Annotated in this window: 24 protein-coding genes and 2 pseudogenes; 10 read left to right on the plus strand and 16 right to left on the minus strand. The window is 73.0% G+C overall.

Features of this window, described 5'->3' with window-relative positions; all coding sequences use genetic code 11:
* Positions 1-96: 96 nt before the first annotated feature.
* Genes AB0A94_RS36025 through AB0A94_RS36035 form a run of 3 tightly spaced genes read right to left on the minus strand, consistent with a single transcriptional unit; the run spans position 97 to position 1,659 of the window.
* On the minus strand, positions 97-297 hold the full coding sequence (locus tag AB0A94_RS36025) for a hypothetical protein (RefSeq protein WP_361750892.1): 201 nt from the start codon (positions 295-297) through the stop codon (positions 97-99).
* Positions 298-349: 52 nt separating this feature from the next.
* Positions 350-670 (minus strand): DUF3040 domain-containing protein, encoded by a 321-nt coding sequence (locus tag AB0A94_RS36030; RefSeq protein WP_361750893.1) that lies wholly within the window; start codon positions 668-670, stop codon positions 350-352.
* A gap of 59 nt (positions 671-729) precedes the next feature.
* Entirely contained in the window at positions 730-1,659 is a 930-nt protein-coding gene (locus AB0A94_RS36035) for a polysaccharide pyruvyl transferase family protein (protein ID WP_361750895.1), read from the minus strand.
* A gap of 99 nt (positions 1,660-1,758) precedes the next feature.
* On the opposite strand from AB0A94_RS36035, the gene AB0A94_RS36040 reads away from it, so the two are divergent.
* Positions 1,759-2,853 (plus strand): winged helix DNA-binding domain-containing protein, encoded by a 1,095-nt coding sequence (locus AB0A94_RS36040; protein WP_361750897.1) that lies wholly within the window; start codon positions 1,759-1,761, stop codon positions 2,851-2,853.
* Between the two features lie 101 nt (positions 2,854-2,954).
* Here AB0A94_RS36040 and AB0A94_RS36045 read toward each other — a convergent pair whose 3' ends face one another.
* Positions 2,955-3,746, minus strand: coding sequence for a serine protease (locus tag AB0A94_RS36045; RefSeq protein WP_361750899.1), 792 nt, complete (start codon positions 3,744-3,746; stop codon positions 2,955-2,957).
* 209 nt (positions 3,747-3,955) lie between these two features.
* Complete coding sequence (locus tag AB0A94_RS36050; RefSeq protein WP_361750901.1) at positions 3,956-6,760, minus strand: AAA family ATPase; 2,805 nt, start codon at positions 6,758-6,760, stop codon at positions 3,956-3,958.
* Between the two features lie 271 nt (positions 6,761-7,031).
* On the opposite strand from AB0A94_RS36050, the gene AB0A94_RS36055 reads away from it, so the two are divergent.
* The gene (locus tag AB0A94_RS36055; RefSeq protein WP_361750903.1) at positions 7,032-8,705 is read left to right on the plus strand and encodes an AMP-binding protein; all 1,674 of its coding nucleotides are present in this window, start codon (positions 7,032-7,034) and stop codon (positions 8,703-8,705) included.
* Between the two features lie 59 nt (positions 8,706-8,764).
* Here the strand turns inward: AB0A94_RS36055 and AB0A94_RS36060 are convergent, their stop codons facing one another.
* The 3 genes and pseudogenes from AB0A94_RS36060 to AB0A94_RS36070 all read right to left on the minus strand — a co-directional run bounded on the left by AB0A94_RS36060 (position 8,765) and on the right by AB0A94_RS36070 (position 10,484).
* Positions 8,765-9,280, minus strand: coding sequence for a GNAT family N-acetyltransferase (locus AB0A94_RS36060; protein WP_361750951.1), 516 nt, complete (start codon positions 9,278-9,280; stop codon positions 8,765-8,767).
* Positions 9,281-9,394: 114 nt separating this feature from the next.
* Positions 9,395-9,769 (minus strand): annotated as a pseudogene (locus AB0A94_RS36065) (GNAT family N-acetyltransferase); the annotation flags it as partial.
* A gap of 43 nt (positions 9,770-9,812) precedes the next feature.
* Positions 9,813-10,484 (minus strand): hypothetical protein, encoded by a 672-nt coding sequence (locus AB0A94_RS36070; RefSeq protein WP_361750905.1) that lies wholly within the window; start codon positions 10,482-10,484, stop codon positions 9,813-9,815.
* A gap of 202 nt (positions 10,485-10,686) precedes the next feature.
* Here AB0A94_RS36070 and gcl point away from each other — a divergent pair, with 202 nt between their 5' ends.
* Positions 10,687-12,471: a glyoxylate carboligase gene (gene gcl, locus AB0A94_RS36075; RefSeq protein ID WP_361750907.1), complete on the plus strand. Its 1,785-nt coding sequence runs from the start codon at positions 10,687-10,689 to the stop codon at positions 12,469-12,471.
* Positions 12,472-12,646: 175 nt separating this feature from the next.
* Here gcl and AB0A94_RS36080 read toward each other — a convergent pair whose 3' ends face one another.
* The 4 genes from AB0A94_RS36080 to AB0A94_RS36095 form a co-directional block, all read right to left on the minus strand.
* Positions 12,647-13,345, minus strand: a complete 699-nt coding sequence (locus AB0A94_RS36080) for a TIGR04222 domain-containing membrane protein (RefSeq protein ID WP_361750909.1) — start codon at positions 13,343-13,345, stop codon at positions 12,647-12,649.
* 161 nt (positions 13,346-13,506) lie between these two features.
* Positions 13,507-13,746 carry a hypothetical protein gene (locus AB0A94_RS36085; RefSeq protein WP_344556265.1) on the minus strand — a complete coding sequence of 80 codons (240 nt, stop codon included), beginning with the start codon at positions 13,744-13,746 and terminating at the stop codon, positions 13,507-13,509.
* A gap of 542 nt (positions 13,747-14,288) precedes the next feature.
* A complete protein-coding gene (locus AB0A94_RS36090) occupies positions 14,289-15,179 on the minus strand; it encodes a 2-hydroxy-3-oxopropionate reductase (RefSeq protein ID WP_361750911.1) in 891 nt (296 codons plus the stop codon).
* Positions 15,180-15,208: 29 nt separating this feature from the next.
* On the minus strand, positions 15,209-16,039 hold the full coding sequence (locus tag AB0A94_RS36095; protein WP_361750913.1) for a TIM barrel protein: 831 nt from the start codon (positions 16,037-16,039) through the stop codon (positions 15,209-15,211).
* Between the two features lie 161 nt (positions 16,040-16,200).
* Here AB0A94_RS36095 and AB0A94_RS36100 point away from each other — a divergent pair, with 161 nt between their 5' ends.
* The 7 genes and pseudogenes from AB0A94_RS36100 (at position 16,201) to AB0A94_RS36130 (ending at position 21,966) form a co-directional block, all read left to right on the plus strand.
* Entirely contained in the window at positions 16,201-16,452 is a 252-nt protein-coding gene (locus AB0A94_RS36100) for a hypothetical protein (RefSeq protein WP_361750915.1), read from the plus strand.
* Positions 16,449-16,817: a helix-turn-helix domain-containing protein gene (locus AB0A94_RS36105; protein WP_361750917.1), complete on the plus strand. Its 369-nt coding sequence runs from the start codon at positions 16,449-16,451 to the stop codon at positions 16,815-16,817. The genes AB0A94_RS36100 and AB0A94_RS36105 overlap by 4 nt, the downstream gene beginning before the upstream one ends.
* A 134-nt stretch (positions 16,818-16,951) precedes the next feature.
* Positions 16,952-17,458, plus strand: a pseudogene (gene uraD / locus AB0A94_RS36110) (2-oxo-4-hydroxy-4-carboxy-5-ureidoimidazoline decarboxylase); the annotation flags it as partial.
* Between the two features lie 80 nt (positions 17,459-17,538).
* A complete protein-coding gene (gene uraH / locus AB0A94_RS36115) occupies positions 17,539-17,943 on the plus strand; it encodes a hydroxyisourate hydrolase (protein ID WP_361750919.1) in 405 nt (134 codons plus the stop codon).
* A 4-nt stretch (positions 17,944-17,947) separates the two neighbouring features.
* On the plus strand, positions 17,948-18,844 hold the full coding sequence (gene pucL, locus AB0A94_RS36120) for a factor-independent urate hydroxylase (RefSeq protein WP_361750921.1): 897 nt from the start codon (positions 17,948-17,950) through the stop codon (positions 18,842-18,844).
* 111 nt (positions 18,845-18,955) lie between these two features.
* A complete protein-coding gene (locus AB0A94_RS36125) occupies positions 18,956-20,335 on the plus strand; it encodes an 8-oxoguanine deaminase (protein ID WP_361750923.1) in 1,380 nt (459 codons plus the stop codon).
* 245 nt (positions 20,336-20,580) lie between these two features.
* Positions 20,581-21,966 carry a nucleobase:cation symporter-2 family protein gene (locus tag AB0A94_RS36130; protein WP_361750925.1) on the plus strand — a complete coding sequence of 462 codons (1,386 nt, stop codon included), beginning with the start codon at positions 20,581-20,583 and terminating at the stop codon, positions 21,964-21,966.
* Here the strand turns inward: AB0A94_RS36130 and AB0A94_RS36135 are convergent.
* From AB0A94_RS36135 to AB0A94_RS36150, 4 genes are all read right to left on the minus strand, one after another.
* The gene (locus AB0A94_RS36135; protein WP_361750927.1) at positions 21,935-22,534 is read right to left on the minus strand and encodes a 3'-5' exoribonuclease; all 600 of its coding nucleotides are present in this window, start codon (positions 22,532-22,534) and stop codon (positions 21,935-21,937) included. The genes AB0A94_RS36130 and AB0A94_RS36135 overlap by 32 nt on opposite strands.
* Before the next feature lie 55 nt (positions 22,535-22,589).
* Positions 22,590-23,252 carry a peptidoglycan recognition family protein gene (locus tag AB0A94_RS36140; RefSeq protein ID WP_361750929.1) on the minus strand — a complete coding sequence of 221 codons (663 nt, stop codon included), beginning with the start codon at positions 23,250-23,252 and terminating at the stop codon, positions 22,590-22,592.
* A 111-nt stretch (positions 23,253-23,363) separates the two neighbouring features.
* Positions 23,364-24,248 (minus strand): lysozyme, encoded by an 885-nt coding sequence (locus AB0A94_RS36145; RefSeq protein WP_361750931.1) that lies wholly within the window; start codon positions 24,246-24,248, stop codon positions 23,364-23,366.
* Between the two features lie 226 nt (positions 24,249-24,474).
* On the minus strand, positions 24,475-24,897 hold the full coding sequence (locus tag AB0A94_RS36150; protein ID WP_361750933.1) for an acyl-CoA thioesterase: 423 nt from the start codon (positions 24,895-24,897) through the stop codon (positions 24,475-24,477).
* Between the last annotated feature and the right edge of the window lie 51 nt (positions 24,898-24,948).

A 24,948-nucleotide genomic window follows, 5' to 3' on the forward strand; every position in this document is an offset into this window, starting at 1 on the left:
CACCGGCCGCAACCCGCGCAACGCCGCCGTGTGCTGCACCGAAGGCATCCTGCGCCTGCTCGACTTCACCGGCGGGCGGACCCCCTGCGCGCGGGCTCAGTCCGTGCTCCCCGGGCGTTCGCCCTTGGGGCCGCGGCCGCGTTCCGTGCGCGGGCCGCGGCTGCGCAGGCCTTCGCCCTCCTGCAGTTCCTCGTTGGCGGCCGTGTTGGCGTCCTGGTCGGAGACCCCGGAGTCCTCGGCGTCCTTGCGGAGCCGGGCCCGGCGGGTGTCGTACTTCTTGCTTCCGGGTTCGGGCACGACGATCACCTCCTGCCCGGCCGGGTCCCCGCCGCCCCCGCGGGGCAAACGCTCAGCCGCCGGACCACCGGCACAGCAGCCGGAACGCCGCGAAGAGCGTGGGCGGCCACACCGCGGCGAAGGCCCAGATCGCCCACGGCGCCGAGGTGACGATGCCGGTCACCATCAGCGCGACGGACACCGCGAGCAGGACCGCCACGGTCCGGCCGCGCGGCCGGCAGGACGCGATCCGCGCCAGGAGGCGCGTCACGTCGGGTCCCCGGCGGACCCGCGGCGTGCGCAGCCGCCGGGCCAGCCGGCGGTCACGGCTGAGCGCCCGCTCGATCTCGTCGAGGACGTGCTGCTCGTGATCGGAAAGCCGTCCGATGGACACCGTCCCTCCTCCAGCGACCGCGGGGGCAAGGGCGTCCGGGTGCCCGGGAGCCGCCCCGCCTAACCGGCGCCGGCGCGCGGCGCCAGCACCTCCACCAGCCGGTCCGCCCCGTCCGGCACCCGCCCCTCACGGAACGCGTCGCGCACCTGCCGGGCGGCCACCCGGCCCGAGGTCAGACACCAGTCCCACCACCGCTCCAGCCGGCGCGCGTCCAGCCGCTCGGCGGCGAGCAGCGCGGGCCAGCCGCAGGCCCGGGCCTGCGCGGTCACCTTGGCGCCGCCCGCCACCGGGTCCACCGCCAGCACCGGCGTGCCGACCCGCAGCGCCAGCACCAGCCCGTGCAGCCGGTCGGTGACGACGAGGTCGAGCCGGGCCAGCACCGACTGCACCTGCGCGGGTGTCGCGCTCAGATGCCAGTCCCGGGTGTCCAGCCGGGTCTCCAGCTCCAGCCGGGCACAGTCCTTCCCGGTTAGCCAGCGGGTCACCTGCTCCGCGACCTGCCCGTGCCGCCGCTGCTCCCCGTACTCCTGCTGCCCGTGAGTGAGGACCACCCCGACCACGGGCCGCGCGGGCACCGCCGGGGCGCGCGCCGCCAGGTCCTCGGACGGCTCGCTGCCGGGGGCGTCCCGCGCCAGTACGCGGTGGAAGCCGGTCACGGCCGCGCTGCCCGGGTCGACCACCGACGTCCCCACGGCGATCCGCACGCAGTGCGCGAAGCGCCGGTGCAGCTCCTCGACCTGCGGCCCGTACAGCGGCCCGCACACGAACACCAGGTGCGAGTAGTCGCCGGGCCGTACGTCGTCGAAGTGCGGCGCCTCCGGCCGGAAACCGGGGCTCCAGACGACGTCGTACGCCATCCCGGCGCCCCGCAGCACCTCCTCCACGCGGCGCAGCGCCAGCACGTCCCCGGCGGTCGCCTCCCCGTCGCGGAAGCTGAACCACCCGGTCAGCAGGACCCTTCGCGGTCCCGGTCGCTCTCGCCCGTGCACAGTGCGCCCCGGGTGCCCGCTCCGGCGGGAGGCAATCAGCACCGCACACGGCGGTCATCGAGGACAGGACCTGACCTCGATGACCGCTAGCGTACGGACATGACGACGACGAAGCAGGTGCTCGGCACCCGGGCGCTGAACCGGGCCACCCTCGAACGGCAACTGCTGCTGCGCCGCTCGCCGATGTCCGCCGAGGACGCGGTCGCGCACCTCGTCGGGCTCCAGGCGCAGAACGTCAAGCCGCCCTACTACGCGCTCGCCGCCCGCCTCGACGGCTTCACCCCCGAGGCGCTGTCCCGGCCGATGGCCGGCCGCGCCGTCGCCCGCATCGTCACCCTGCGCTCGACCATCCACACCCACACCGCCCGCGACTGCCTCACCCTGCGGCCCCTGGTGCAGCCCGCCCGCGACCGCGAGCTGACCCAGTTCCGCAAGGGGCTCACGGGCGTCGACCTGGACCGGCTCGCCGTCCTGGCCCGGGAACTCGTCGAGGCGGAACCGCGCACCATGAAGCAGCTGCGCGAGGCCCTGCTGAAGGAGTGGCCCGACGCCGACCCGGGGTCCCTCTCCGTCGCCGCCCGCTGCAAGCTCCCCCTCGTCCAGATCACTCCGCGCGGGCTGTGGGGCCGCAGCGGCCAGGTCACGCTCACCACCGCCGAGCACTGGCTGGGCGCGCCCGCCGAGCCGGCGCCGGCGCCGGACGCCACCGTGCTGCGCTACCTCGCCGCCTTCGGACCGGCCTCCGTGAAGGACATGCAGACCTGGGCCGGCCTGACCCGGCTGCGGGAGGCCTTCGAACGCCTCCGCCCGGACCTCGTCACCTTCCGCGACGAGGCCGGCACCGAGCTCTTCGACCTCCCGGACGCACCCCGCCCCGACCCGGACACCCCCGCCCCGCCGCGCTTCCTGCCCGAGTTCGACAACCTGCTCCTCTCCCACGCCGACCGCACCCGCGTCGTGCCGCCCGAGCACCGGGGCCGCCACTGGCAGGGCAACATCGCCCACCGCACCCTCCTCGTCGACGGGTTCCTGGCGGGGCTGTGGCGGCTGGACGAACACGCCCTCGTCATCGAGCCGTTCGGCCGGCTCGGCGGACGGCAGCGGGACGAGGTCGCCGCGGAGGGGGAGCGGATGCTCCGCGTGCTGCACCCGGGGACGTCGTACGACATCCGCTTCGGGACCGTACGGGGGTGAGCACGGGCATGGAGAGGGGGCGTTGCGGGCTGCTCGTGGAAGCCCGCAACGCCCCCTGGTCTGCCGCCTGAGGGGTGCTCAGGAACTCATGGGGGTGTCCGTCACCCGTTGACCTGTGCCGTCACGTCCGCGGAGAACGTGGTCAGCCGGGTGTAGACGCCCGGGTAGCCGGCCGCCGCGCAGCCGTCGCCCCAGGAGGTGATCCCCGCCAGCCGGCCGCCGATCAGCAGCGGTCCGCCGCTGTCGCCCTGACAGGTGTCCACACCGCCGGAGGAGTAGCCGGCGCACACCATGTCGCTCTGCACGTACCGGCTGCCGTAGGAGCCGCGGCAGCCGGTGTCGGAGACGGTCGGCACGGTCGCGGTGCGCAGCTGGTTGGAGGAGCTGCCGTTGGAGGAGGTGGTGCCCCAGCCGACGATGCGGGCGGTCGTGCCGGCCGCGTACACCGAGGTGTCGGAGGAGGAGACGTAGGGCGCCGTGGTGTACGGCATCGACGCCGACAGGGTCAGCACGGCCACGTCGTCGCCCCGGGTGACGCTTCTGTAGTCGGGGTGGACCCATATCCGGCTGACCCTGGCGACCGTGCCGTTGGTGCCGTTGCGGTAGGTGCGCCCGCCGACCACGCGCACGCTGCTCGTGGTCTCGCCGACCATGCAGTGCGCGGCCGTGACCACCTTGGTGGGCGAGACGAGGGTGCCGCCGCAGAACTGGTTCTGCGAGGCGTCGGTGATCTGCATCATGAACGGGTACGCGGACGTCGTGGTCGTCGTACCGCCGACGATCGGCTGCGGGGCGGCGACGGCGGAGGGGGCGGCGATCAGCGCCGTCGCGACGGCGGCGGCGGCGGCCGCGACGGCGGCGGCGGCCTTCTTGGCACGGGTGAGCCCGGACATGGGTCTCCTCACGGGACGGCCGGTGGGGGTCGCACGGGGTGGGGGTCGAGCACGAGGGCCTGGGGACCGGCCCCTGTGTGCCCGGCGAGCGGCACGCCGTTACGCTACGACCCGGAGCGCGACCGTCCCAATGAGGGAACCCCCTAGGTGAGTTGGGGCAGGGAAAACCCTCGGTCGACCCGGTGGCGCCCCGGTGGAGCCCCGCGGGGCTACGTCGTGCGACGGCCCGCGGCCAGGCGGACGATGTCGACCCGGGAGCGGATGCCCAGCTTGCGGTAGACCCGGGTGAGGGTCGCCTCGACGGTCTTGACGCTGATGAACAGCCGGCCGGCGATCTCCCGGTTGGTGGCGCCCTCCATCACCAGCGCGGCGACCTGCCGTTCCATCGCGGCCAGCCCGTCCAGGGCGCCCGGCGTCGCGGCGGGCACGGTCTCCGCCTCCGCGGGACCGGCGGCCACGGCCCGGTCCACCTGGCGCAGCCACGGCAGCGCACGGCAGCGCCGGAACAGCCGGGCGGCCTCGTCGTACGCCGCCGGCCCCTGCCCGCGCAGCCGGGCCAGCGCGAAGGCGGCCCGCGCCTCCTCCAGGCCGTACCCCAGCTTGGCGAGCCGCTCCTGAGCCGACGCCAACTGCGCCTGCGCGACCTGGCGTTCGCCGCGTGCCGCGCGCACCAGCGCCTCGGCGCGGTCGAGCACCGCGAGGACGCTCGCGCGGTTCAGACGCAGCGCGTGCACCCGGGTGACGTCGATGAGTTCCTGCGCCTCGCCGGGCTCACCGATCCGCACCAGGGCCTCGGCGAGGTCGCCCTGCCAGCGGCCCCGCGCCGGGTCGCTGACGCCCATGCCCTGCTCCAGCTCCCGCACCCGGCGCAGCGAACGGACCGCGGCCTGCGCGTCCCCCGCCACCAACTGGGCGTACCCCAGGGCGGCCAGGGCGAGGGAGAGGTACAACTGGTCGCCGTCCACCTCGGCGTGGTCCGCCGCCTCCCGGGCCAGCGTCAGCGCCCGCTCCACGTCCCCGCCCGACGCCTCCGCGAGGGAGGCGAGCATGGCCGAGGCGCTCTCGCCGATCCCGGAGTCCCGGGCCAGCCGCAGGCTCTCGCGGGCCAGGTCCAGGGCCCGGCCGCAGTGCCCGAAGCGCAGCTCGGTGTCGGCGAGCAGCCGCGAGAAGTGCACCTCGCTCTCCACCATGCCGCGCCGCCGCGCCTCCCGCAGCAGCGCGGTGATGGCCGTACGGGCCTCGGGCAGCTGGTCGCTCATCAGCAGCCAGCGGAACCTCGCCATGGCGGCGCCGTTGTGGTGGCAGGCCACATCGGGGTCCTGGGGCTCCTGGAGCGCCCGCTGGATGGTCGCGGGGGCGTCGGGGTGGCCCATCAGGGTCTCGGTGGACGACTGGAAGGCGAGCGCCATCAGCTCGGTGCGCCGGTCGCCGCCCCGCGCGGCCAGCTCCGCCGCGTGCGCGGCCTCCTGGCGGGACTTGGCGAAGTCGCCGTCCACCACCACCTCCCGCCAGGCCAGCTGGTAGTGGACGAGGGCCAGCAGCCGGGGGTCGTCGCCGGCGTCGGCCAGCACCTGCGGGAAGACGGCGTCGACCTCGCCGAGCGCCTGCCCGGCCGCCTCTATGACCACCATCCACGCCCGCACCCGCTCCGCCGGCACCGTCGCCCGGGTCAGCACCTCGCGCGCTATGTCCCGGGCCAGGTCGGCCTCACCCGCGGTGATCGCGTCCTCGGCGGCCTGCAGCCGCCGCTCGTCGGGGCCCGGCGCGCCGTCGGCCGGGGTGTGCCGGGCGGCGAGCAGCCCGAGCGAGGCGGCGACCGAGGGCGCCCCGCGGTCCCGGGCCAGCGCGGCGGCCTCGGCGAGCCGGGCCGCCACCTCCGGGTCGGGGCCGGTGGCGGCCAGCGCCAGGTGCCGGGCCCGCTCGATGGGGTCGGAGGCCGCGGTGGACAGCGCCGTGTGCACGGCCCGCCGCTCCCGCGCCGGCGCCTCCGCGTACAGGGCGGCCGAGATCAGCGGATGCGCGAACCGCAGCGCCGGCTCCTCGGAATCCGTCGCCAGCAGCCCCAGCGCGACCGCCTGCGCCGTCTCCGCCTCGGCGTTGTCCCGGCCGGCCGCGTGCAGCAGCGCCAGGGTGGGGCGGGCGCCCGCGCTGGCCACCAGCAGGGTGCGGCGCGCCTCGTCCGACAGCATCTCCAGGCGGCTCAGCACCAGGGCCCGCAGCGAGGTCGGCACCGGCAGCGGCTCGCCCGGTCTGGGCCGGGTGGGGCTCTCGGCGAGGGCGCGGCCCAGTTCGAGGGCGAACAGCGGGTTGCCGCCGCTGGTGCGGTGGATGTCACGGGCCGTGGAGCGGGACAGACCGGTGTAGCCACGGTGGTCGAGCAGCGCGGACACCTGGGTCCGGGAGAACGGGCCAAGGCGCACCGCGAGCGTGTCCGGCGGGCAGGCACGCAGATGGCGGTCGTACTCCTCGCCGTCCGTGCGCACCGCGCACAGCATCCGCACCGGGCTGTCGCCGAGCCGCCGGGCGGCGAAGCCGAGGAGTTCGGCACTGGCGGAATCCAGCCACTGGAGGTCGTCGGCGACGACGAGGACCGGCCCCTGGGCGGCCAGCGCCCGCAGCATGGACAGCACCGCGAGGCGCAGCGCGAGGCCGTCCCGCTGGAGGGAGGACTCGCCGCGCCCGGTGAGCGCCGACTCCAGGGCGGTGCGCTGGGCGGCGGGCAGCCGGGCGGACACCTCGTCGAGGACCAGACCGAACAGATCGGCCAGCGCCAGAAACGGAAGATGGGATTCGGACTCCGTGGCCGAGCAGCGCAACACCGTCCCCGTCGCACCGGCGTTTTCGGCCGCAAGTGCCCGCAGCACGGTCGACTTTCCTATTCCCGCCGGGCCGTGCAGCAGCACGCTGCCCCCGCGGGCGAGCTGCTCCCGCGCCTCGGAGTACAGCTCCTCCCGGCCTATGACCAGGTCGGGGCGGCACCTGCCAGGCTCCTTGAAGTCCCGTCGCACGGTCACCGCTCCCCTCCGTGTGGCGTGTCCTGGCCAATATTAGGCAACAGGTTCCTTAATTCCGGGCGGACCGTGTAGTGAGGCAAATTACAGCGGGCCGGGCAACGGTAAATCCAAAGCCGTACCGCTGGTAATACCCGTCAGGGGAAAACAGCGCAAACCCATGACAACCACCCCGTCCGGCGAGCCGCCCCGCCGTCCGGGGTAGGGAGACTCCCGTCACGGATTACACGATGTCGCGGAGCCGCCCGGCAATGGTCCGGCACGAGGAGGAGACATGACGACGGCGACGGAGGCGTTCCGCAGGGCCCGGGACTTCCTGCTGGAGCACCGCGAGGACTACGCCACCGCCCACCGGGACTTCGCCTGGCCCCGGCCCGAGCGGTTCAACTGGGCGCTCGACTGGTTCGACGTGATCGCGGACGGCAACGACCGCACCGCCCTGCACCTCGTCGAGGAGGACGGCGACGAGACCCGGCTGTCCTTCGCCGCGCTGGCCCGCCGCTCCGACCAGGTGGCCAACTGGCTGCGGCAGCGGGGCGTGGCCGCCGAGGACCGGGTGCTGGTGATGCTCGGCAACCAGGCCGAACTGTGGGAGACCGCCCTGGCCGCGATGAAGCTGCGCGCCGTGGTCATCCCCGCCACCCCGCTGCTCGGCCCCGCCGACCTGCGCGACCGCGTCGAGAGGGGCCGCGTCCGCCATGTGATCGTGCGCGCCGCGGACGCCGCGAAGTTCGACGAGGTGCCCGGCGACTACACCCGGATCGCGGTGGGGGAGGGGGCCGACGGGAGCTGGCAGCCGTACGCGGACGCGTACGGCGCCGCCGAGCACTTCGCGCCCGACGGGCCCACCCTCTCCGACGACCCGCTGATGCTGTACTTCACCTCCGGCACCACCGCCCGTCCCAAGCTGGTCGAGCACACCCACACCTCGTACCCGATCGGCCACCTGGCGACCATGTACTGGATCGGCCTGCGCCCCGGCGACGTGCACCTCAACATCTCCTCGCCCGGCTGGGCCAAGCACGCCTGGTCCAACCTGTTCGCCCCGTGGAACGCCGAGGCGACCGTCTTCCTGCACCACTACACCCGCTTCGACGCGCCCCGCCTGATGGCCGAGATGGACAAGGCCGGCGTCACCACGTTCTGCGCCCCGCCGACCGTGTGGCGCATGCTCATCCAGTCCGACCTGGGCCGGCTGCGCACCCCGCCCCGGGAGGTCGTCGCCGCCGGCGAGCCGCTCAACCCCGAGGTCATCGAGCAGGTCCGGCGCGCCTGGGGCGTCACCGTCCGGGACGGCTTCGGCCAGACCGAGACCGCCGTCCAGATCTCCAACAGCCCCGGCCAGGTCCTCAAGGCCGGTTCCATGGGCCGTCCCAGCCCCGGCTACCGCGTCGAACTCCTCGACCCGGTCTCCGGCGCGCCCGGCGCCGCCGAGGGCGAGATCGCGCTGGACCTCTCCGACCGCCCGGTGGGCCTGATGACCGGCTACCACGGCGATCCGGACCGTACGGCCGAGGTGATGGCGGGCGGCTACTACCGGACGGGGGACATCGGCTCCCGCGACGAGGACGGGTACATCACCTACGTCGGTCGCGCGGACGACGTCTTCAAGGCGAGCGACTACAAGATCAGCCCCTTCGAGCTGGAGAGCGCCCTGCTGGAGCACGAGGCGGTCGCCGAGGCGGCCGTCGTGCCCGCCCCGGACGAGCTGCGGCTGGCCGTGCCCAAGGCGTACATCGTGCTCGCGGAGGGCTGGCAGCCCGGCCCCGACACCGCGAAGGTGCTCTTCGAGCACTCCCGCGAGGCACTCGCCCCGTACAAGCGCATCCGCCGCCTGGAGTTCGGTGAGCTGCCCAAGACCGTCTCCGGCAAGATCCGCCGCATCGAGCTGCGCGAGGCCACGGCCGCCGGCTCCACCGCCGAGTACCGCGAGGAGGACTTCCGGTGACCGGGCCCTCCCGCACGCACGGGGCCGGCGGGAGCGGTACGCGGCGGGTTGGCGCGCCGTCAGGCGACCGTCCGCCGGAAGACCTGCCGTGAGCCGTCCTCCGGACCCGGAGCGGCGACCTCGGCGGGGGAGAAGCCGAGACGCTCGTAGAAGACGCGGGCGCCGCTGACGACGGCACCGGGGTGGTCGGCCCCGAAGGTGACCACCTCGATGTCACCCGGCCCGCGCACCCACCGGCGTGTCGCCTCCGCCATCAGCGCGCGGCCGACGCCCGTCCCCCGCGCCCGGTGCGAGACGACGAGCCAGTGCACGTGATACGTCGGCGCCTCGCCCCCGAACAGCAGTCCGCCGAGGAGGTCCGGCCCCGAGGACTCGGCGACGAGCGCCTGGGAGCCGGCGATGTGCTCACGCACCGCGTCGTGGAAGCCCGGCTCCTCGACCATCGGGCCGAACCACTGCTCGACCTGGGCCGCCAGGCCGAGGAAACCGGGGAAGTCCTGCTCGCGCGCCGACCTGATCGTCGCCCGGGCGGTCCGGCCCTCGTGCCGCCGGTGCGGGGGAACGTCCTTGCGCATGCAGACGCGCGGCCACCGGTCGAGTCCGTGCCCGGCCTCCTCGGCACGGATCCGCCGCAGGCCCGGCGTGAGTTCGGGCTCTTCCAGCGTGCGGAAGCCGAGGCGTGCGTAGTACGGGGCGTTCCACGGGACGTCGGCGAACGTGGTCAGCGTCAGCGCGGCCAGGCCCTGCTCGCGGGCGTGGGCGGCGGCGTGGTCGAGCAGGGCCCGGCCCACGCCCCGGCGCGCGGCGTCCGGGTGGACGGAGACCTGCTCCACGTGGAGGGCGTCGTCCACGGGTTCGGCGATCAAGTACGCCACGGGCCGGTCCCGTTCGTCGGCCGCCACCCAGCAGCGGCCCGCCCGCCGGTGGCGCTCCAGCACGTCCGGGGCGGGCGGTTCGTCGTCCGCGACGTCCGGCATGCCGACGTCGCGGAACGGGGCGCCGGCGGCCCGCTCGATGTCCTGGAGGGCGGGCAGTTCGGCGGGGGCGGCGGGACGGATGCGCATCCGCCGAGTATCGGGTGCCCGGGGCGGGCTCGTCGCCGGGTTTTCAGGCCCCGTCGGCGTCCAGCGCGTCGGCGGGGCCGTTCACCGGTCGCGGGGGGCCGGTGAGGTCGAGCAGGAACAGCGGGACCCCCAGGGCGTCGGCGCGGACCCGGGCCTCCTCGTCGTATCCGGTGACGGAGAAGTACAGGCACGCCGCGGATTCCGTCATCGCGGCCAGCCACAGGCACTCCACGTCCCGCGCGGTCGCGGGACGCGCCGACGGGTCGACCTGGGCGAGCACGCCGCGGCCCGTCAGGCCGATGCCGGACGGGGAACGCCGGTCGGTGCGGCGGACGTCCTCGTGACCGAGCCGGCGCAGGTGCCGCACGGCGGCCGCGACCGCGTCCCGCGCGGTGCGGACCGGCGCGGGACGGGCGGCGGGGTGCTCGGGCCGTTCCGCCGGCACGGACGCCCGCGGGCCGGTCACCGGGATCAGCAGCACCGTCCCGCACGGGCACCCCAGTTCCGGCCGGGGCCACTCGCCGCGGAGCCCGCAGCGCCCGCACCGCACGGTGACCCACTCCTCGTCCCAGGCGCGGTGCCCGGCCGGGCCGGGCACCCCGTCCAAGTCCAGCGGCGGCGCGACGGGCGCGCCGCACGCGCAGGGGTAGGACGGCGCCGTGTAGCGGTGCGAGCGCCGACAGGCGGGACAGCGCACCGGCACGCTCTCGGGCATGGTCTCCCTCCCGTGTTCTCGGGGCGGTGCCCATCGTCCTCCACCGGTCCGCCGGGTGTCCGGCACTTGCCCCTCTCTTGACGGGTCCGTCCACCGACCCTACATTCATTCCAGATAGTAGAAAAGACTTTCCACAATGCGGAAGAGCTCACCGCGGGGCGCGACGGGAGCGCGAATCCGACAGCCGAAGCAGGAGTACTCGATGGCTCGCATGACCGCTGCCCGCGCGGCAGTCGAAATCCTCAGGCGCGAGGGCGTCACCGACGCGTTCGGTGTCCCCGGCGCGGCGATCAACCCCTTCTACGCGGCGCTCAAGGCCTGCGGCGGCATCACCCACACCCTCGCCCGCCATGTCGAGGGCGCCTCGCACATGGCCGAGGGCTACACCCGCACCCGCCCCGGCAACATCGGCGTGTGCGTCGGCACCTCCGGTCCGGCCGGCACCGACATGATCACCGGCCTGTACTCCGCGACCGGCGACTCCGTCCCGATCCTGTGCGTCACCGGCCAGGCGCCGACCGCCGTGATCCACAAGGAGGACTTCCAGGCCGTCGACATCGCCTCCATAGCCAAGCCGGTCACCAAGATGGCGGTCACCGTCCTGGAGGCCGCGCAGGTCCCCGGCGTCTTCCAGCAGGCCTTCCACCTCATGCGCTCCGGCCGCCCCGGCCCCGTCCTGATCGACCTGCCGGTCGACGTCCAGCTGACGGAGATCGAGTTCGACCCGGACACCTACGAGCCGCTCCCGGTCTACAAGCCCGCCGCGAGCCGCGCCCAGATCGAGAAGGCGCTCGGCATGCTGAACGCCGCCGAGCGCCCGCTGATCGTCGCGGGCGGCGGTGTCATCAACGCGGACGCGGCCGAACTGCTCGTCCAGTTCGCCGAGTTGACCGGCACCCCGGTCGTGCCGACCCTGATGGGCTGGGGTGTCATCCCCGACGACCACGAGCTCAACGCCGGCATGGTCGGCCTGCAGACCTCGCACCGCTACGGCAACGCCACCTTCCTGGAGTCCGACTTCGTCCTCGGCATCGGCAACCGCTGGGCCAACCGCCACACCGGAAGGCTCGACGTCTACACGGCCGGGCGGACGTTCGTGCACGTCGACGTCGAACCCACCCAGATCGGCAGGATCTTCGCCCCCGACTACGGCATCGCCTCCGACGCGCGCGCCGCGCTGGAGCTCTTCGTCGAGGTGGCGAAGGAACTGGAGGCCGGGGGCCGGCTGCCCGACCGCTCCGCCTGGGCGGCCGCCGCGCAGGAGAAGCGGGCCACGCTCCAGCGCCGTACGCACTTCGACGACGTCCCGATCAAGCCGCAGCGGGTCTACGAGGAGATGAACAAGGCCTTCGGCCCCGAGACCCGGTACGTCTCCACCATCGGCCTCTCCCAGATCGCCGGCGCGCAGCTGCTGCACGTCCACCGGCCCCGGCACTGGATCAACTGCGGCCAGGCGGGCCCGCTCGGCTGGACCGTCCCGGCCGCGCTCGGCGTGGCGAAGGCCGATCCCGAGGCGCAGGTCGTCGCCCTGTCCGGCGACTACGACTTCCAGTTCATGATCGAGGAGCTGGCGGTCGGGGCGCAGCACAAGATCCCGTACGTCCACGTCCTGGTCAACAACGCCTACCTGGGCCTGATCCGGCAGGCCCAGCGGGCGTTCGACATCGACTTCCAGGTCAACCTGGAGTTCGAGAACATCAACTCCCCGGAGCTGGGCGTCTACGGCGTCGACCACGTCAAGGTCGCCGAGGGCCTGGGCTGCAAGGCGATCCGGGTGACCGACCCGAACGAACTGGGCGCCGCCCTGGAGCGGGCCAAGAAGCTGGCGGCCGAGTTCCGGGTGCCCGTCGTCGTCGAGGCGATCCTGGAACGCGTCACCGACATCTCCATGTCGACGACCAACGACATAGGAGACGTCACCGAGTTCGAGGAACTCGCGACCGAACCGGGACACGCTCCGACGTCGATCAGGACGCTGAAGGCCTGACGCACCCACGCGCGCGTGAGGGGCGGCCCGTCCCCGGCCGGGCCGTCCCTCACCCGTGCTCTCCGGTCCGGCCGGCGAGGCCCCTTCCAGGCGTCGCCGACCCGACCGGGTCCCGTATGCCGGGCGCGTGGTGGATCCGTTCGGCCCGGATCCGTCGGACGAGTCCCGGCCGTGCTCAGCCCGAGCCGCCTCCGCCGCCACAGCCTCCGCCGCCTCCGCAGTACGTGTAGCCCGCGCCGCCGTAGGTGCCGCTGCCCGGGGAGTGGCGCAGCCCCTTGTCCCTGATGTCGACCCGGTCGGTCAGGCCCGCCCGGAGGGCGAAGCGGGGGACGAGGACTCTCAGGGCGGGCTTGCCGTGCAGGGCGACGGCGAGCAGTTTCCTGTCGTCGGGCAGGGCGTGCCTGCTCGACGGCACCGGGAACGCCTTCCGCAGGACCTTCACCCGCCGGCGGGCGGCCCTGGTCGGCCTGAGCAGCGCGGCGCGCAGCATCCCCGCCTCCGCCAACCCGACCCGCACCTCGGCCAGCGCCCAGCGGACGTCCGGGTGCCGCAGCAGCTCCCGTATCTCGGAGGGCTCCTCCAGACAGTGGTAGACCGCGCTCTCCAGGTACAGCGCGCGCACCTGGCCCGTGAGGGCGTCCACCCGCCCCACGGCGACCTCGGCCGCCACGTCCAGCGAGACCCCCGGCGGCGGCAGCGGGGGCAGGGCCCGCCCCGCCTCCCCGTCGACCGCCCGTACCGTGCCCGGCGCACCCGCCTCGACCGCGCCCCGCAGGTGCAGGGCGACGACGGCCACCGTGACCGCGGCGCGCGGACCACCGGACAGCAGGGCGATCTCATGCGGCGTCCCCCGGACGCCCTCCACGGCGGTCATGACACCACACCCCCTCGGCCGGGGCCCGCCGCCCCCGTGCCGGCGGGCCCCGTGTGCCAGGAGTGTGCCCGCCCGTGGTGGTGGTCGAAGCCTTCCGGGCGGCCTTCAGAGGTTCATTTGAGGGTGGCGTAGCCGGTGTACGGCCGATGCCGTAGCGGCGCTCAGGTCGTCTCGTGGTGCTCGGACAGCCCCGGCCAGTCGTCGGGGCCGCCGCCCTGCCACTCGATCAGGTCCGTCCCCTCGACGTCGGTGACGTACAGGTCGGCCAGCCGCAGGATCTCGCCCACGTCGTCGACGTGCGTGGCGATGCCCAGCGTGTCGTCGCCGGAGGTGACCCGCCGGGACCCGTCCAGGGCCGGGGAGTGCACCACGATGTGCGGATGCTCCGTGGGATGTGCCATGCCCCCAGGCTGCTGCGGACCGGGCGGATCCGCACCCCGGACGCGGAAGAGCGCCCGGATACGGGAGAGCGCCGGGATACGGGAGAGCGCCGGGATACGGGAGAGCGCCGGGATGCGGGAGAGCGTCCGGGCGCCGCCCCGGGTGGGGACCGTCCGGCGGCGCGAGGCCGGGCGCGACAGGACGTCCGCGCCGCCGGACGGGGCTCGTGGGAGGGGATCGGGCTCGGGACCGCGACGGCTGCGACGGCCCCGGAACCCCTCCCCTCAGGTCGAAGGAGGAGTCCCGCGGCCTTCACCACCGCACTGGCTCGCACGCCGCCGCGGCGCCCTCGCCCGCCCGCGGTGCCTCGTCCGGTCACCCCTCATCCGGGCCGTACGACGTCACCGCGGGCCGCGCGTACGGACCCGACCTCCCGTCAGGGGCCGTACGCGAGTCGCTGTGCCCTGCCGGGCCGTGTTCCGGGCGGCGCCGTCGCCTCGGGCGCGACAGGACAGGTGTCGGCGCCGGCGCCGCCCGGAGGTCTGTGCGGGGCGCGGGCCGGTCAGACCCGCGCGCCGGAGAGCCGCTCGACCGCCCGCAGCAGCGCGGAGTGGTCCAGTCCGCCGTCGCCCTGTGCCCGCAGGCTCGCCACCAGCTGCGCGACCACCGAGCCGACGGGCAGCGCCGCGCCGACGGCGCGGGCGGCGTCGGTGACGATGCCCATGTCCTTGTGGTGCAGGTCGATGCGGAAGCCCGGCTCGAAGTCCCGGTTCAGGAAGTTGTCCTTCTTGCGGGTCAGCACGGTCGAGCCGGCGAGGCCGCCGTTCAGGACGTCCAGGGCCGCCGTCAGGTCCACGCCGGACTTCTCCAGGAAGACCACGGCCTCGGCGCACGCCTGGATGTTGACGGCGACGATCAGCTGGTTGGCGGCCTTCACGGTCTGCCCGGAGCCGTGCGGACCGCACAGCACGACGGTCCTGCCGAGCGCCTCGAAGAGGGGCCTGGCCTCGTCGAAGTCGGCCTGGTCACCGCCGACCATGATGGACAGCACCGCCTCGATCGCGCCCGCCTCACCGCCCGACACGGGGGCGTCCAGCACCCGTACGCCCTTGTCCTTGGCGGCGGCGGCCAGGTCGATCGAGGTCCCCGGGGTGATCGAGGACATGTCGATCAGCAGGGCCCCGGGCCGGGCGTTCTCCAGGATGCCGTCGGGGCCGTACGCGACGGCCTCGACCTGCGGGGAGGCGGGAACCATCGTGACGATCACGTCGGCGTCCCGCACCGCCTCGGCGATCGAGCCGGCCGCGGTGCCGCCGGCGGCGGCCAGCCGGTCCAGCTTCTCCCGCTCCAGGGTGTAACCGGTGACGTCGTACCCGGCCTTGACCAGGTTCTCGGACATGGGGGAGCCCATGATGCCGAGGCCGATCCAGGAGACCTTGGGAAGTGTGCTCATGAGGGTGCCTCTCGATACGGGAACGATGGTCAGCGGGCCGCGCGGGGCAACCAGTCGAAGACCGCTGCGCCGGTGCGGTCGCCGGGCTTGTACTCCAGGCCGATCAGGCCGTCGTATCCGGCCTTGCGCAGCCGGTCGAGGAGGTCTTCGAGCGGGAGCGAGCCGGTGCCCGGGGCGCCGCGGCCGGGGCTGTCGGCGATCTGCACATGACCGGTCTTCCCGGCGAACCGGTCGATCACCGCCGGCAGGTCCTCGCCGTTCATCGCCAGGTGGTACAGGTCCATCAGGAAGCGGGCGTTGCCCAGCCCCGTGGCCGCGTCGACCTTGTCGACGACGCCCACGGCGGCCGGCGCCGACACCAGCGGGTACAGCGGCGACTCGGGTGCGTTCAGCGCCTCGATCAGCAGGACCGCGCCGATCCGGTCGGCGGCCCGGGCGGCGAGGACCAGGTTCTCCAGCGCGAGCGCGTCCTGCTCGGCCGGGTCCACGCCGTCGACCCGGTTGCCGTACAGCGCGTTGAGGGCCTTACAGCCGAGGGACCCGGCGAAATCGGCGGCCACGTCGACGTTGGCGCGGAACCGCTCCGACTCCTCGCCGGGCATGGACAGCGCGCCCCGGTCGGGTCCGGGCAGCCGTCCGGCGTAGAAGTTCAGGCCCGTGAGCCGTACGCCCGCGTCCTGGACCGCCTTCCGCAACGCGTCGAGCTCGGACCGGCCGGGGGTGGGGGAGTCGGGCCAGGGCCACCACAGCTCGACCGCGGTGAAGCCGGCTGCGGCGGCCGCCGCCGGGCGCTCTAGGAGCGGGAGTTCCGTGAAGAGGATCGACAGGTTGACGGTGAAGCGCTGGTCTGCGAATCCCATCGGATGCACCCTTCCTGAATTTCGTATCGCGGAATTTATTTTCTGTCTAATGGAAGGTTGCCGTCGGTTCTCCGGGCTTGTCAAGGGGGACCGGACCGCCGGCGGTCCGCAGCCGGCTTCCCGGCGGCCGCGGAATCCCCGCCGCGCGTTAGGTTGTGCGCGTGCGATTGAGAGTGGAGTTCACGACCGAGCCCTTCGACCTCGACGAGGCGCCCGCGCACGCGGTGGTGGCCCGTGAGGTCTTCGAGGCGGCGGAGCTGGACGCGGTGGACGTCGGCCCGTTCGGCAACACCGCCGAGGGCGGCGCCGACGCGGTGCTCGGCGCCGTCGACGCGATGCTGCGCAAGGCGCTGACGGCCGGCGCCACCCGTATCTCGCTCCAGGTCAACGTCGCCGAGGGCGGCGACCGGTGACCGGCACCGGTGAGGAGGCCTTCATCGCGGCGGTGAAGCCGCTGGTCGACGCCATGGGCGGCGAGATGGTCCCGCCGGACGAGGCCGGGGCCGACGACGTGGTGCTCTCCTGGGAGGGCGTCGGCGTCGTCGCCGTACGGCTGCCCCAGCTCGCGGACTCCCTCGACCACATCCTCGCGGCGCTGGAACGAAGGAAGGGCAGGCCGCTCGCGGACCTGGACCGCAAGACCAAGCAGGAGATCGTGCGCGGTCTGGAGGCGCGCGGTGCCTTCGCCGTGCGGCACGGCGTGGAGACCGTGGCGAGCGCGCTGGGGGTCAGCCGCTTCACCGTCTACAACTACCTCAACCGCGAGAAGGGCGCCTGAACCCCTTCCCGGCGGGCGGCGCTCCCCTTTCTTCCTCCGAATTTTCAACAAACTGTTGACGCGTTGTTCGTGACGGCGTTCACTGTCGGCACGCCCGTTCGACACGAAGGCCGCTCGCGGCCACGGAGGCTTCCGTGACGTCGACTTCCACACCCCCGGGCCTGGCCCGCTTGAACGCCCTGGAGGAGCACGCGGCCCTCGCCGCACTCCACGAGGCATGCGCCTCCACGGCATGGGCCCGGCGACTGCTTACCGCCCGCCCCTACCCCACCGCCGATCACCTGTACGCCGCCAGTGACGCCGCCATGGCCGACCTGACCCCGGCCGACCTGGAAGAGGCGATGGCCGGGCACCCGCCGATCGGCCGCCCGAAGCCGGGGGACCCGGCCTCCGCCCGGGAGCAGAGCGGCATGGCCGGCGCCCCGGAGGCGCTGAAGACCGAGATGCTCGAACTGAACCTGGCCTACCAGGAGAGGTTCGGCCATGTGTTCCTCATCTGCGCCACCGGCCGGACCGGCGAGCAGATGCGCGACGCCGTCAGGGAACGCCTCGGCAACACGCCGGAGCGGGAGCGCGAGATCGTCCGCACCGAACTGGGGAAGATCAACCGCATCCGGCTGGCCCGACTCGTCGAAGCCGAAACCGAAACCGAAGCCGAAGCCGAAACCGAAACCGAAGCCGAGGCCGAAGCCGAAACCGAGGCCGAAGAGGACCGACGCGCATGAGCACCGACACCACCGCCTCCGTGTCCACGCACATCCTGGACACCAGCGCCGGCCGCCCCGCCGAGGGCGTCGCCGTCCGCCTCGCCGCCCGCTCGGGCCGGGACGCGGAGTGGCGGGCGCTCGGCGGCTCCGCGACCGACGCGGACGGGCGGTGCAAGGACCTGCCGGCCCTGCCGGAGGGAACCACCCACGTACGGCTCGACTTCGCGGTCGAGGCGTACTTCGAACCGTCAGCGAGGAACCAAGCCGAGGCACAGCAGGACGCCCCCGCGCATCGGGACAGCGGCTCCGGAGTGTTCTTCCCGGAGGTGGCGATCACGTTCGCCGTCGTACCGGGCGAGCACTACCACGTACCGCTGCTGCTCAACCCGTTCGGCTACTCCGTATACCGAGGGAGCTAGCTACATGCCGACCATCCTGGGCCAGAACCAGTACGGCAAGGCAGAGAACCGAGTCGTCAGGATCACGCGGGACGGCACCACCCACCACATCAAGGACCTGAACGTCTCCGTCGCCCTGTCCGGCGACATGGACGAGGTCCACTACTCCGGCTCCAACGCCAACGTCCTGCCGACCGACACCACCAAGAACACCGTGTACGCCTTCGCCAAGGAGCACGGCATCGAGTCCGCCGAACAGTTCGGCATCCACCTCGCCCGCCACTTCGTCACCTCGCAGGAGCCCATCCACCGGGCGCGCATACGCGTCGAGGAGTACGCCTGGGAGCGGATCGAGGCGGCCGGCGAGGGCGAGCACTCCTTCGTCCGCAAGGGCCAGGAGACCCGGCTCGCCCAGATCACGTACGACGGCCGGACGTGGGAGGTCGTCTCCGGTCTGAAGGACCTGACGGTGCTGAACTCCACCGACTCCGAGTTCTGGGGCTACGTCAAGGACGGGTACACGACGCTCAAGGAGACCCACGACCGCATCCTCGCTACCTCGGTCTCCGGCCGCTGGCGGTTCAACTGGACCGACGACGAGCAGGGGATGCCCGACTGGGAGACGTCCTACGAGGAGACCAGGAAGCACATGCTCCAGGCCTTCGCCGAGACCTACTCCCTGTCCCTGCAGCAGACGATGTACCAGATGGGCACGCGGATCATCGACCACCGCGACGAGATCGACGAGGTCCGCTTCTCCCTCCCCAACAGCCACCACTTCCTGGTGGACCTGGAGCCGTTCGGCCTCAAGAACGACAACGAGGTGTACTTCGCCGCCGACCGCCCCTACGGCCTGATCGAGGCCACCGTCCTGCGGGACGGCTGCGAGGCGCGGATACCGGTGGACCTCACCAACCTGTGAGCCCGCAGCTCCCTCTCGGCACCCGCGGCCGGACGGTCCGCCGACCGGCCGCGGCACTCGAACCCCCAGGGTCCTGCCGTGCCCCCTCCCCGTACGCGAAAAGGACGAACCATGGCAGCAGACCGGCGCACCGTCATCGAGAACTGCGCGATCGCGACCGTCGACGCGAAGGACACCGAGTACGCGTCGGGACACGTCGTCCTCGCGGGCAACCGCATCGAGTCGCTCGGCGCGGGCACGGCCCCCGAGGGCCTGGAGGACGTCGTCCGCCGGATCGACGCCACCGGGCACCTGGTGACCCCCGGCCTGGTCAACACCCACCACCACTTCTACCAGTGGATCACCCGGGGACTGGCCACCGACCACAACCTGTTCGACTGGCTCGTCGCCCTCTACCCGACCTGGGCGCGCATCGACGAGCCGATGGTGCGTGCGGCGGCCCAGGGCTCGCTCGCGATGATGGCCCGCGGCGGCGTCACCACCGCCATGGACCACCACTACGTCTTCCCGCGGGGCACCGGCGACCTGTCCGGCGCCATCATCCGCGCCGCCCGTGACATGGGCGTCCGCTTCACCCTCGCCCGCGGCTCCATGGACCGCGGCGAGAAGGACGGCGGACTGCCCCCGGACTTCGCCGTCGAGACCCTCGACGACGCGCTCGCCGCCACCGAGGAGACGGTACGCCGCCACCACGACGCCTCCTCCGACGCCATGACCCGGGTCGCCGTCGCTCCCTGTTCGCCCTTCTCCGTCTCCACCGAACTGATGCGGGAGGGGGCCGGGTTGGCCCGGCGCCTCGGCGTACGCCTGCACACCCACGGCTCGGAGACCGTGGAGGAGGAGAAGTTCTGCCACGAGCTGTTCGGCATGGGCCCGACCGACTACTTCGAGTCCACCGGCTGGCTCGGCGAGGACGTCTGGATGGCGCACTGCGTCCACATGAACGACTCCGACATCGCCGCCTTCGCCCGTACGGGAACGGGAGTCGCCCACTGCCCGTCCTCCAACGCGCGCCTCGCGGCCGGCATCGCCCGCGTCCCCGATCTGCTCGCCGCCGGCGTCCCGGTCGGCCTCGGGGTCGACGGCACCGCGTCCAACGAGTCCGGCGAACTCCACACCGAACTGCGCAACGCCCTGCTCGTCAACCGCCTCGGCGCCCACCGCGAGGCCGCCCTGAACGCCCGGCAGGCGCTGCGCCTCGGCACGTACGGCGGCGCCCAAGTGCTGGGCCGGGCGGGCGAGATCGGCTCCCTGGAGCCGGGCAAGCTCGCCGACCTGGTGCTGTGGCGGATGGACACCCTCGCCCACGCCTCCATCGCCGACCCGGTGACCGCGCTGGTGTTCGGCGCGGCGGCCCCGGTCACCGCGTCCTTCGTCAACGGCCGGCAGATCGTGGAGAACGGCCGCCTGCTCACCGCCGACGAGGACGAGATCGCCCGCTCCACCCGTACGGAGGCGCAGCGGCTGGCGCGGATCGCCGCGCAGGGCTGAGCCCCGTCGAAGTCTCCGGCCGGGAGGGACGGCTCCCGGCCGGTGTCCGCGGATGCCCATCGGGGTCCGCGGCGGCCGTCTCCGGGGCGTGTACGTCCCGGAGACGGCCACCCACCTCCCCCCCGTCCCCGGTCCCTCCCCCACTCTCGACTTCGCTCGAGCGGGAGGTACCCCCATGCCCACCCGCACCACCTCCTTGACACCCGCGTCAGAGCCGACGTGTACCCGACCGGAGGAGAGCCGCAGTGGCCGACCACCCCGTTGACGAGAAACTCCCCGCACTCAAGATGGCGACGACCGGCCTGCAGCACGTGGCCGCCATGTACGCGGGAGTCGTCGCCCCACCCCTGATCGTCGGCGCGGCCATCGGTCTCACCGGCACCGAACTCACCTTCCTCACCGGCGCCTGCCTGTTCACCGCGGGCCTCGCCACCCTCCTGCAGACCCTCGGCGTCTGGAAGATCGGCGCCCGGCTGCCCTTCGTCAACGGCGTCACCTTCGCCGGTGTCGCCCCGATGACCGCGATCGTCGTCTCCACCGACGACAAGAACGACGCCCTGCCGGTCATCTTCGGCGCGGTGATCGTCGCCGGCCTCCTCGGCTTCCTCGCGGCACCGTTCTTCAGCAAGGCGGTCCGCTTCTTCCCACCGGTCGTCACCGGAACGGTCATCACGCTCATAGGCGTCTCGCTGCTGCCCGTGGCCTTCGGCTGGGCCCAGGGACCCAGCCCCTCGGCCGACGACTTCGGTTCGGCGACCAACCTGGGCCTGGCCGCCGCCACCCTCGTGATCGTCCTCCTCCTGCGCCGCTTCACCAGCGGCTTCGTCAAGCAGATCGCCGTGCTCCTCGGCCTGGTGGCCGGCACCCTTCTCGCGATCCCGTTCGGGGTCACCGACTTCTCCCCGGTGGCGGACGCGGACATCGTCGGTTTCCCGACCCCGTTCCACTTCGGCGCACCGCAGTTCCAGCTCGCCGCGATCGTCTCGCTGTGCGTGGTGATGGTGGTGTCGATGACCGAGTCGACCGCCGACATGCTGGCGCTGGGCGAGATAGTCGACCGCCCGGCCGACGAGAGGACCATCGCGGCCGGCCTGCGCGCCGACACCCTCGGCTCCGCCCTCAGCCCGCTGTTCAACGGCTTCATGTGCAGCGCCTTCGCCCAGAACATCGGCCTGGTCGCGATGACGAGGATCCGCAGCCGGTACGTCGTCGCCACCGGCGGAGGCTTCCTCGTCCTGATGGGGCTGTGCCCGATGGCCGCCTCGCTGATCGCCGTCGTACCGCGCCCGGTGCTCGGCGGCGCGGGCGTGGTCCTGTTCGGCTCGGTCGCGGCGAGCGGCATCCAGACCCTGGTCCGGGCCGGCCTGGAGAAGGACAACAACGTCCTGATCGTGGCCGTCTCGCTGGCCGTGGGCATCATCCCGATCAGCGCGCCGGAGTTCTACCACTCCGCCCCGGAGACGGCCCGGATCGTCCTGGACTCCGGCATCTCCACGGGCTGCGTGGTGGCGGTCCTGCTGAACTTCGTCTTCAACCACCTCGGCGACGGCCGCCGCGAGGCCGCCGACGTCACCCACCCGATGGAACCGGGCGAGGAGCTCACGGGAGTGAAGGCCCCGGCCACGCCATGAGGTTGGCGAACAGCTCGGCCTGCTCGATCGCGTCGTCGAGGGCGTGATGTGTGTGCCGGCGCCGGGACAGCAGCTCACGCGGCATGGTGCCCTTCGCCGCCGCCCGCAGCGGCAGCCCCGCCTTGGTGGCGTACAGGGTCTTCATGTCCAGACAGCCCGAGTGCCCGAAGGGACTGGAACCGGTGAAGCGGATCAGGTACCAGTACAGGAACGTCCAGTCGTACGGCGCCGGGTAACCGCACATCACCGGCTGGGCACCCGCACCCACTTCACACACCCAGTCGGTGAACTCCCGCATCGCCCGGACCGGTTCGGCGCCCTCGGCACCGAGCCGGTCCCGGTCGAGGCCGCTCACCGCCAGCGCCTCGGGCACGAACTCCTCGCTGATCGGCCGCAGTTCGCGGTAGAACGTCCGCTCCTCGGGATCGGCCGCCCGGAATCCCTCGGCGTCCTGCGTCCCGGCCACCGAGGCGCCCAGGCTCAGCATGGAGTACGGCCCGGGGATGGGCCCGTCGGCCTCGATGTCGACGGAGATGTAGAGGCTGGGTCTGACGCGTCGTGGAGCCATGGGACGCAAGGATCGCAGGCCGGGGTGTGCTCCCGCATCCGAAATCCGCCGTCGGTCAGGCCGCCCGCGCCGCCGCCGCCACCTCCTCCCGCAGCCGGGGCAGCATGTCGTGGTACACGCCCGGGCACAGCGTCTCGCCGTAGTCCTTGTGGCCGTAGAGCTGTGCGGAGGGGATGCCGTACCGCGCGCACACGTACGCGCACAGGACCACCAGGACCCCCCACTGTGCGTCGGGCGGTACCGCGCCCGCGTGGTACGCGCCCTCGCACGCGATGCCGATGGCCTGGTCGTTCTGCCCGGAGGTGTGGGAGCCGAGGACGAAGTTCCGGCCGCCGGTGAGCGCCTGGAGGCTGCCGTGCCGGCCCTCGGTGATCCAGCCGCCCCGGCTGACCAGGAAGTGGTAGCCGGTGTCGACCCAGCCGTTCTTGTCCAGGTGCAGGTCCTGCACCCAGTGGGCGTGCGCGTGCGCCTGGGCGCGGGAGGGGTCGGAGGTGTTGGCGCTCACCGTGTGGTGGACGACGATCCGGCTCGGCCGGTACCGGAGGAGGCCGATGGTCCCCTGCGGGGAGCGGGCGCCCCAGGCCGTGGTGGAGTCGATGTCCGGTTCGATCACGTCGGCGTCTCGCGCGTGCGCGGCGCCCGGCAGGGCGGTGGCGGCGGCCAGACCGGCCGCACCGGAGAGCAGCAGGCGGCGCCGGAGGGCGTTCTCGGGATGCACGGTCACTCCTCGTGGAGGGGAGCGGGCGGGGGAGGCGGGGGAGGCGGTGGAGCCGGCGACGGACGGCCGCCGCTCCACCGCGTGATCGTGTACGCGCCGGGGCCTACGCCGTCACGTGTTGTTGGCGAGCGCCAGCAGCCGGTCGCGGGAGCCGTTGAACTGGTCGCGGTCCACGTTGCCGGAGACACCGGAGACCGAACCGGTGCTGGTGTACTGCCACACCGTCCAGGTGGGGAAACCGCTGGGGATGGTCGGGGACGCCGCCGAGGTCCAGTGCGCCACCCACAGCGGGCTCTTGCCGTACATGCCGGTCCAGTTGCCGGTGCAGGTGTTCCACCAGCTGGCCGTCGTGTAGATGACGACGTCACGGCTCGTGCGCGACTTGTACGTGGTGTAGAAGTCGTTGATCCAGCCGCGCATCTGCGTGGTGGACAGGCCGTAGCACATCGCCCCGTACGGGTTGTGCTCGATGTCCAGGACGCCGGGCAGGGTCAGGTTGTCGCGCGACCAGCCGCCGCCGCTGCTCGCGAAGTAGTTCGCCTGGGTGGCGCCGCTGGAGGCGTTGGGGAGCGCGAAGTGGTACGCGCCGCGGATCACGCCGGCGTGGTGGGCGGCGGGGTAGTTGGTGTTGAAGCTCGGGTCCTTGTAGGTGGTGCCCTCGGTCGCCTTCATCCAGGCGAACTGGATGCCGGAGTTCCGCACCGAGGTCCAGTTGATGGCGCCCTGCCAGTGCGAGACGTCGATGCCCTGGACGCCGTCGGTGGGGGCCAGGGCGACCGACGGCGGCGTCTCGGCGGGGGCGCCTTCGTGGACGCGGGTGCCCGCACCCATGTACGCCTCGCCGGGTTCCACGTGGACACGGTCCCGGTCGGGCTCCGGTGCGGCGGTCGCGCCGCCCGCGGTGGTGGCCGTCAGCGCGAGGGCGGCACCGAGGACGCCGAGCGCTGTGGCCATCCGTCTGCGAGGGCCGGCCAAGGGGCGGGGGAGAGAGAACATGGGCTGCCTCCTGACACCTGTGGGGATGAGCGAAGGAGGTGACGTCGGCCGCTGCCACCTGGGCAGATCCGTACTTCTTGACGTGCGCGCGTCATTAGTTACGCACGTAGATTCCGCAGGTGTAAAGGGCCTCCGGTTTCCTCTGGTGGTCTGGTCCACTGTAGGAGCGGATGGCCTGGAAACTTGGGAACCGGACGGCGGAAACTTTCAGAGAGTGAAACCTCGGCTACAGCCCGAACAGGCCCGGGTCCTTCGCCAGGTCCCGGAAGACGTCCTGCGGGTCCGGCACGAGCTTGCGCCGCTCGAGGTCCAGCAGGCCGCCGACGGCGGTGATCTCGGCGGCCACGGTGCCGTCCGTCTTGGTGATCGTCTGTTCGATGGTGAAGACCTTGCCGCCGCTCCAGGCGAAGGCGCAGCTCACGTCGGCCTCGTCACCGGCGAGCAGTTCCCGCTTGTAGCGGATGGTGGTCTCCAGCGCGACCGGTCCCACGCCTTGTGCGATCAGTCCGGACTGGCTGATCCCCGCCGCCTGGAGCAGCGACCAGCGCGCGTGCTCGGCGTAGTTGAGGTACACGGCCTGGTTGAGGTGACCCTGCACGTCGGTCTCGTATCCGCGCACGGTCACCCGGACGGAGAACGGCTCGCTCATGGTGTCTGTCCCCTTCACGCCTGCTCGGCTGAGTTCGTTGCCCGACCCACC

Origin of the sequence: Streptomyces sp. NPDC044984 (assembly GCF_040646935.1) — a bacterium.
Lineage (GTDB): Bacteria > Actinomycetota > Actinomycetes > Streptomycetales > Streptomycetaceae > Streptomyces.

What these genes read in the sequence shown, in the direction of transcription:
- AB0A94_RS36040 (WP_361750897.1), top strand. Translation starts at nt 1,759, where the DNA reads ATGACGACGACGAAGCAGGTGCTCGGCACCCGGGCGCTGAACCGGGCC.
- AB0A94_RS36045 (WP_361750899.1), bottom strand. Translation starts at nt 3,746, where the DNA reads ATGTCCGGGCTCACCCGTGCCAAGAAGGCCGCCGCCGCCGTCGCGGCC.
- AB0A94_RS36055 (WP_361750903.1), top strand. Translation starts at nt 7,032, where the DNA reads ATGACGACGGCGACGGAGGCGTTCCGCAGGGCCCGGGACTTCCTGCTG.
- AB0A94_RS36060 (WP_361750951.1), bottom strand. Translation starts at nt 9,280, where the DNA reads ATGCGCAAGGACGTTCCCCCGCACCGGCGGCACGAGGGCCGGACCGCC.
- AB0A94_RS36070 (WP_361750905.1), bottom strand. Translation starts at nt 10,484, where the DNA reads ATGCCCGAGAGCGTGCCGGTGCGCTGTCCCGCCTGTCGGCGCTCGCAC.
- gcl (WP_361750907.1), top strand. Translation starts at nt 10,687, where the DNA reads ATGGCTCGCATGACCGCTGCCCGCGCGGCAGTCGAAATCCTCAGGCGC.
- AB0A94_RS36080 (WP_361750909.1), bottom strand. Translation starts at nt 13,345, where the DNA reads ATGACCGCCGTGGAGGGCGTCCGGGGGACGCCGCATGAGATCGCCCTG.
- AB0A94_RS36085 (WP_344556265.1), bottom strand. Translation starts at nt 13,746, where the DNA reads ATGGCACATCCCACGGAGCATCCGCACATCGTGGTGCACTCCCCGGCC.
- AB0A94_RS36090 (WP_361750911.1), bottom strand. Translation starts at nt 15,179, where the DNA reads ATGAGCACACTTCCCAAGGTCTCCTGGATCGGCCTCGGCATCATGGGC.
- AB0A94_RS36095 (WP_361750913.1), bottom strand. Translation starts at nt 16,039, where the DNA reads ATGGGATTCGCAGACCAGCGCTTCACCGTCAACCTGTCGATCCTCTTC.
- uraH (WP_361750919.1), top strand. Translation starts at nt 17,539, where the DNA reads ATGAGCACCGACACCACCGCCTCCGTGTCCACGCACATCCTGGACACC.
- pucL (WP_361750921.1), top strand. Translation starts at nt 17,948, where the DNA reads ATGCCGACCATCCTGGGCCAGAACCAGTACGGCAAGGCAGAGAACCGA.
- AB0A94_RS36125 (WP_361750923.1), top strand. Translation starts at nt 18,956, where the DNA reads ATGGCAGCAGACCGGCGCACCGTCATCGAGAACTGCGCGATCGCGACC.
- AB0A94_RS36135 (WP_361750927.1), bottom strand. Translation starts at nt 22,534, where the DNA reads ATGGCTCCACGACGCGTCAGACCCAGCCTCTACATCTCCGTCGACATC.
- AB0A94_RS36145 (WP_361750931.1), bottom strand. Translation starts at nt 24,248, where the DNA reads ATGTTCTCTCTCCCCCGCCCCTTGGCCGGCCCTCGCAGACGGATGGCC.
- AB0A94_RS36150 (WP_361750933.1), bottom strand. Translation starts at nt 24,897, where the DNA reads ATGAGCGAGCCGTTCTCCGTCCGGGTGACCGTGCGCGGATACGAGACC.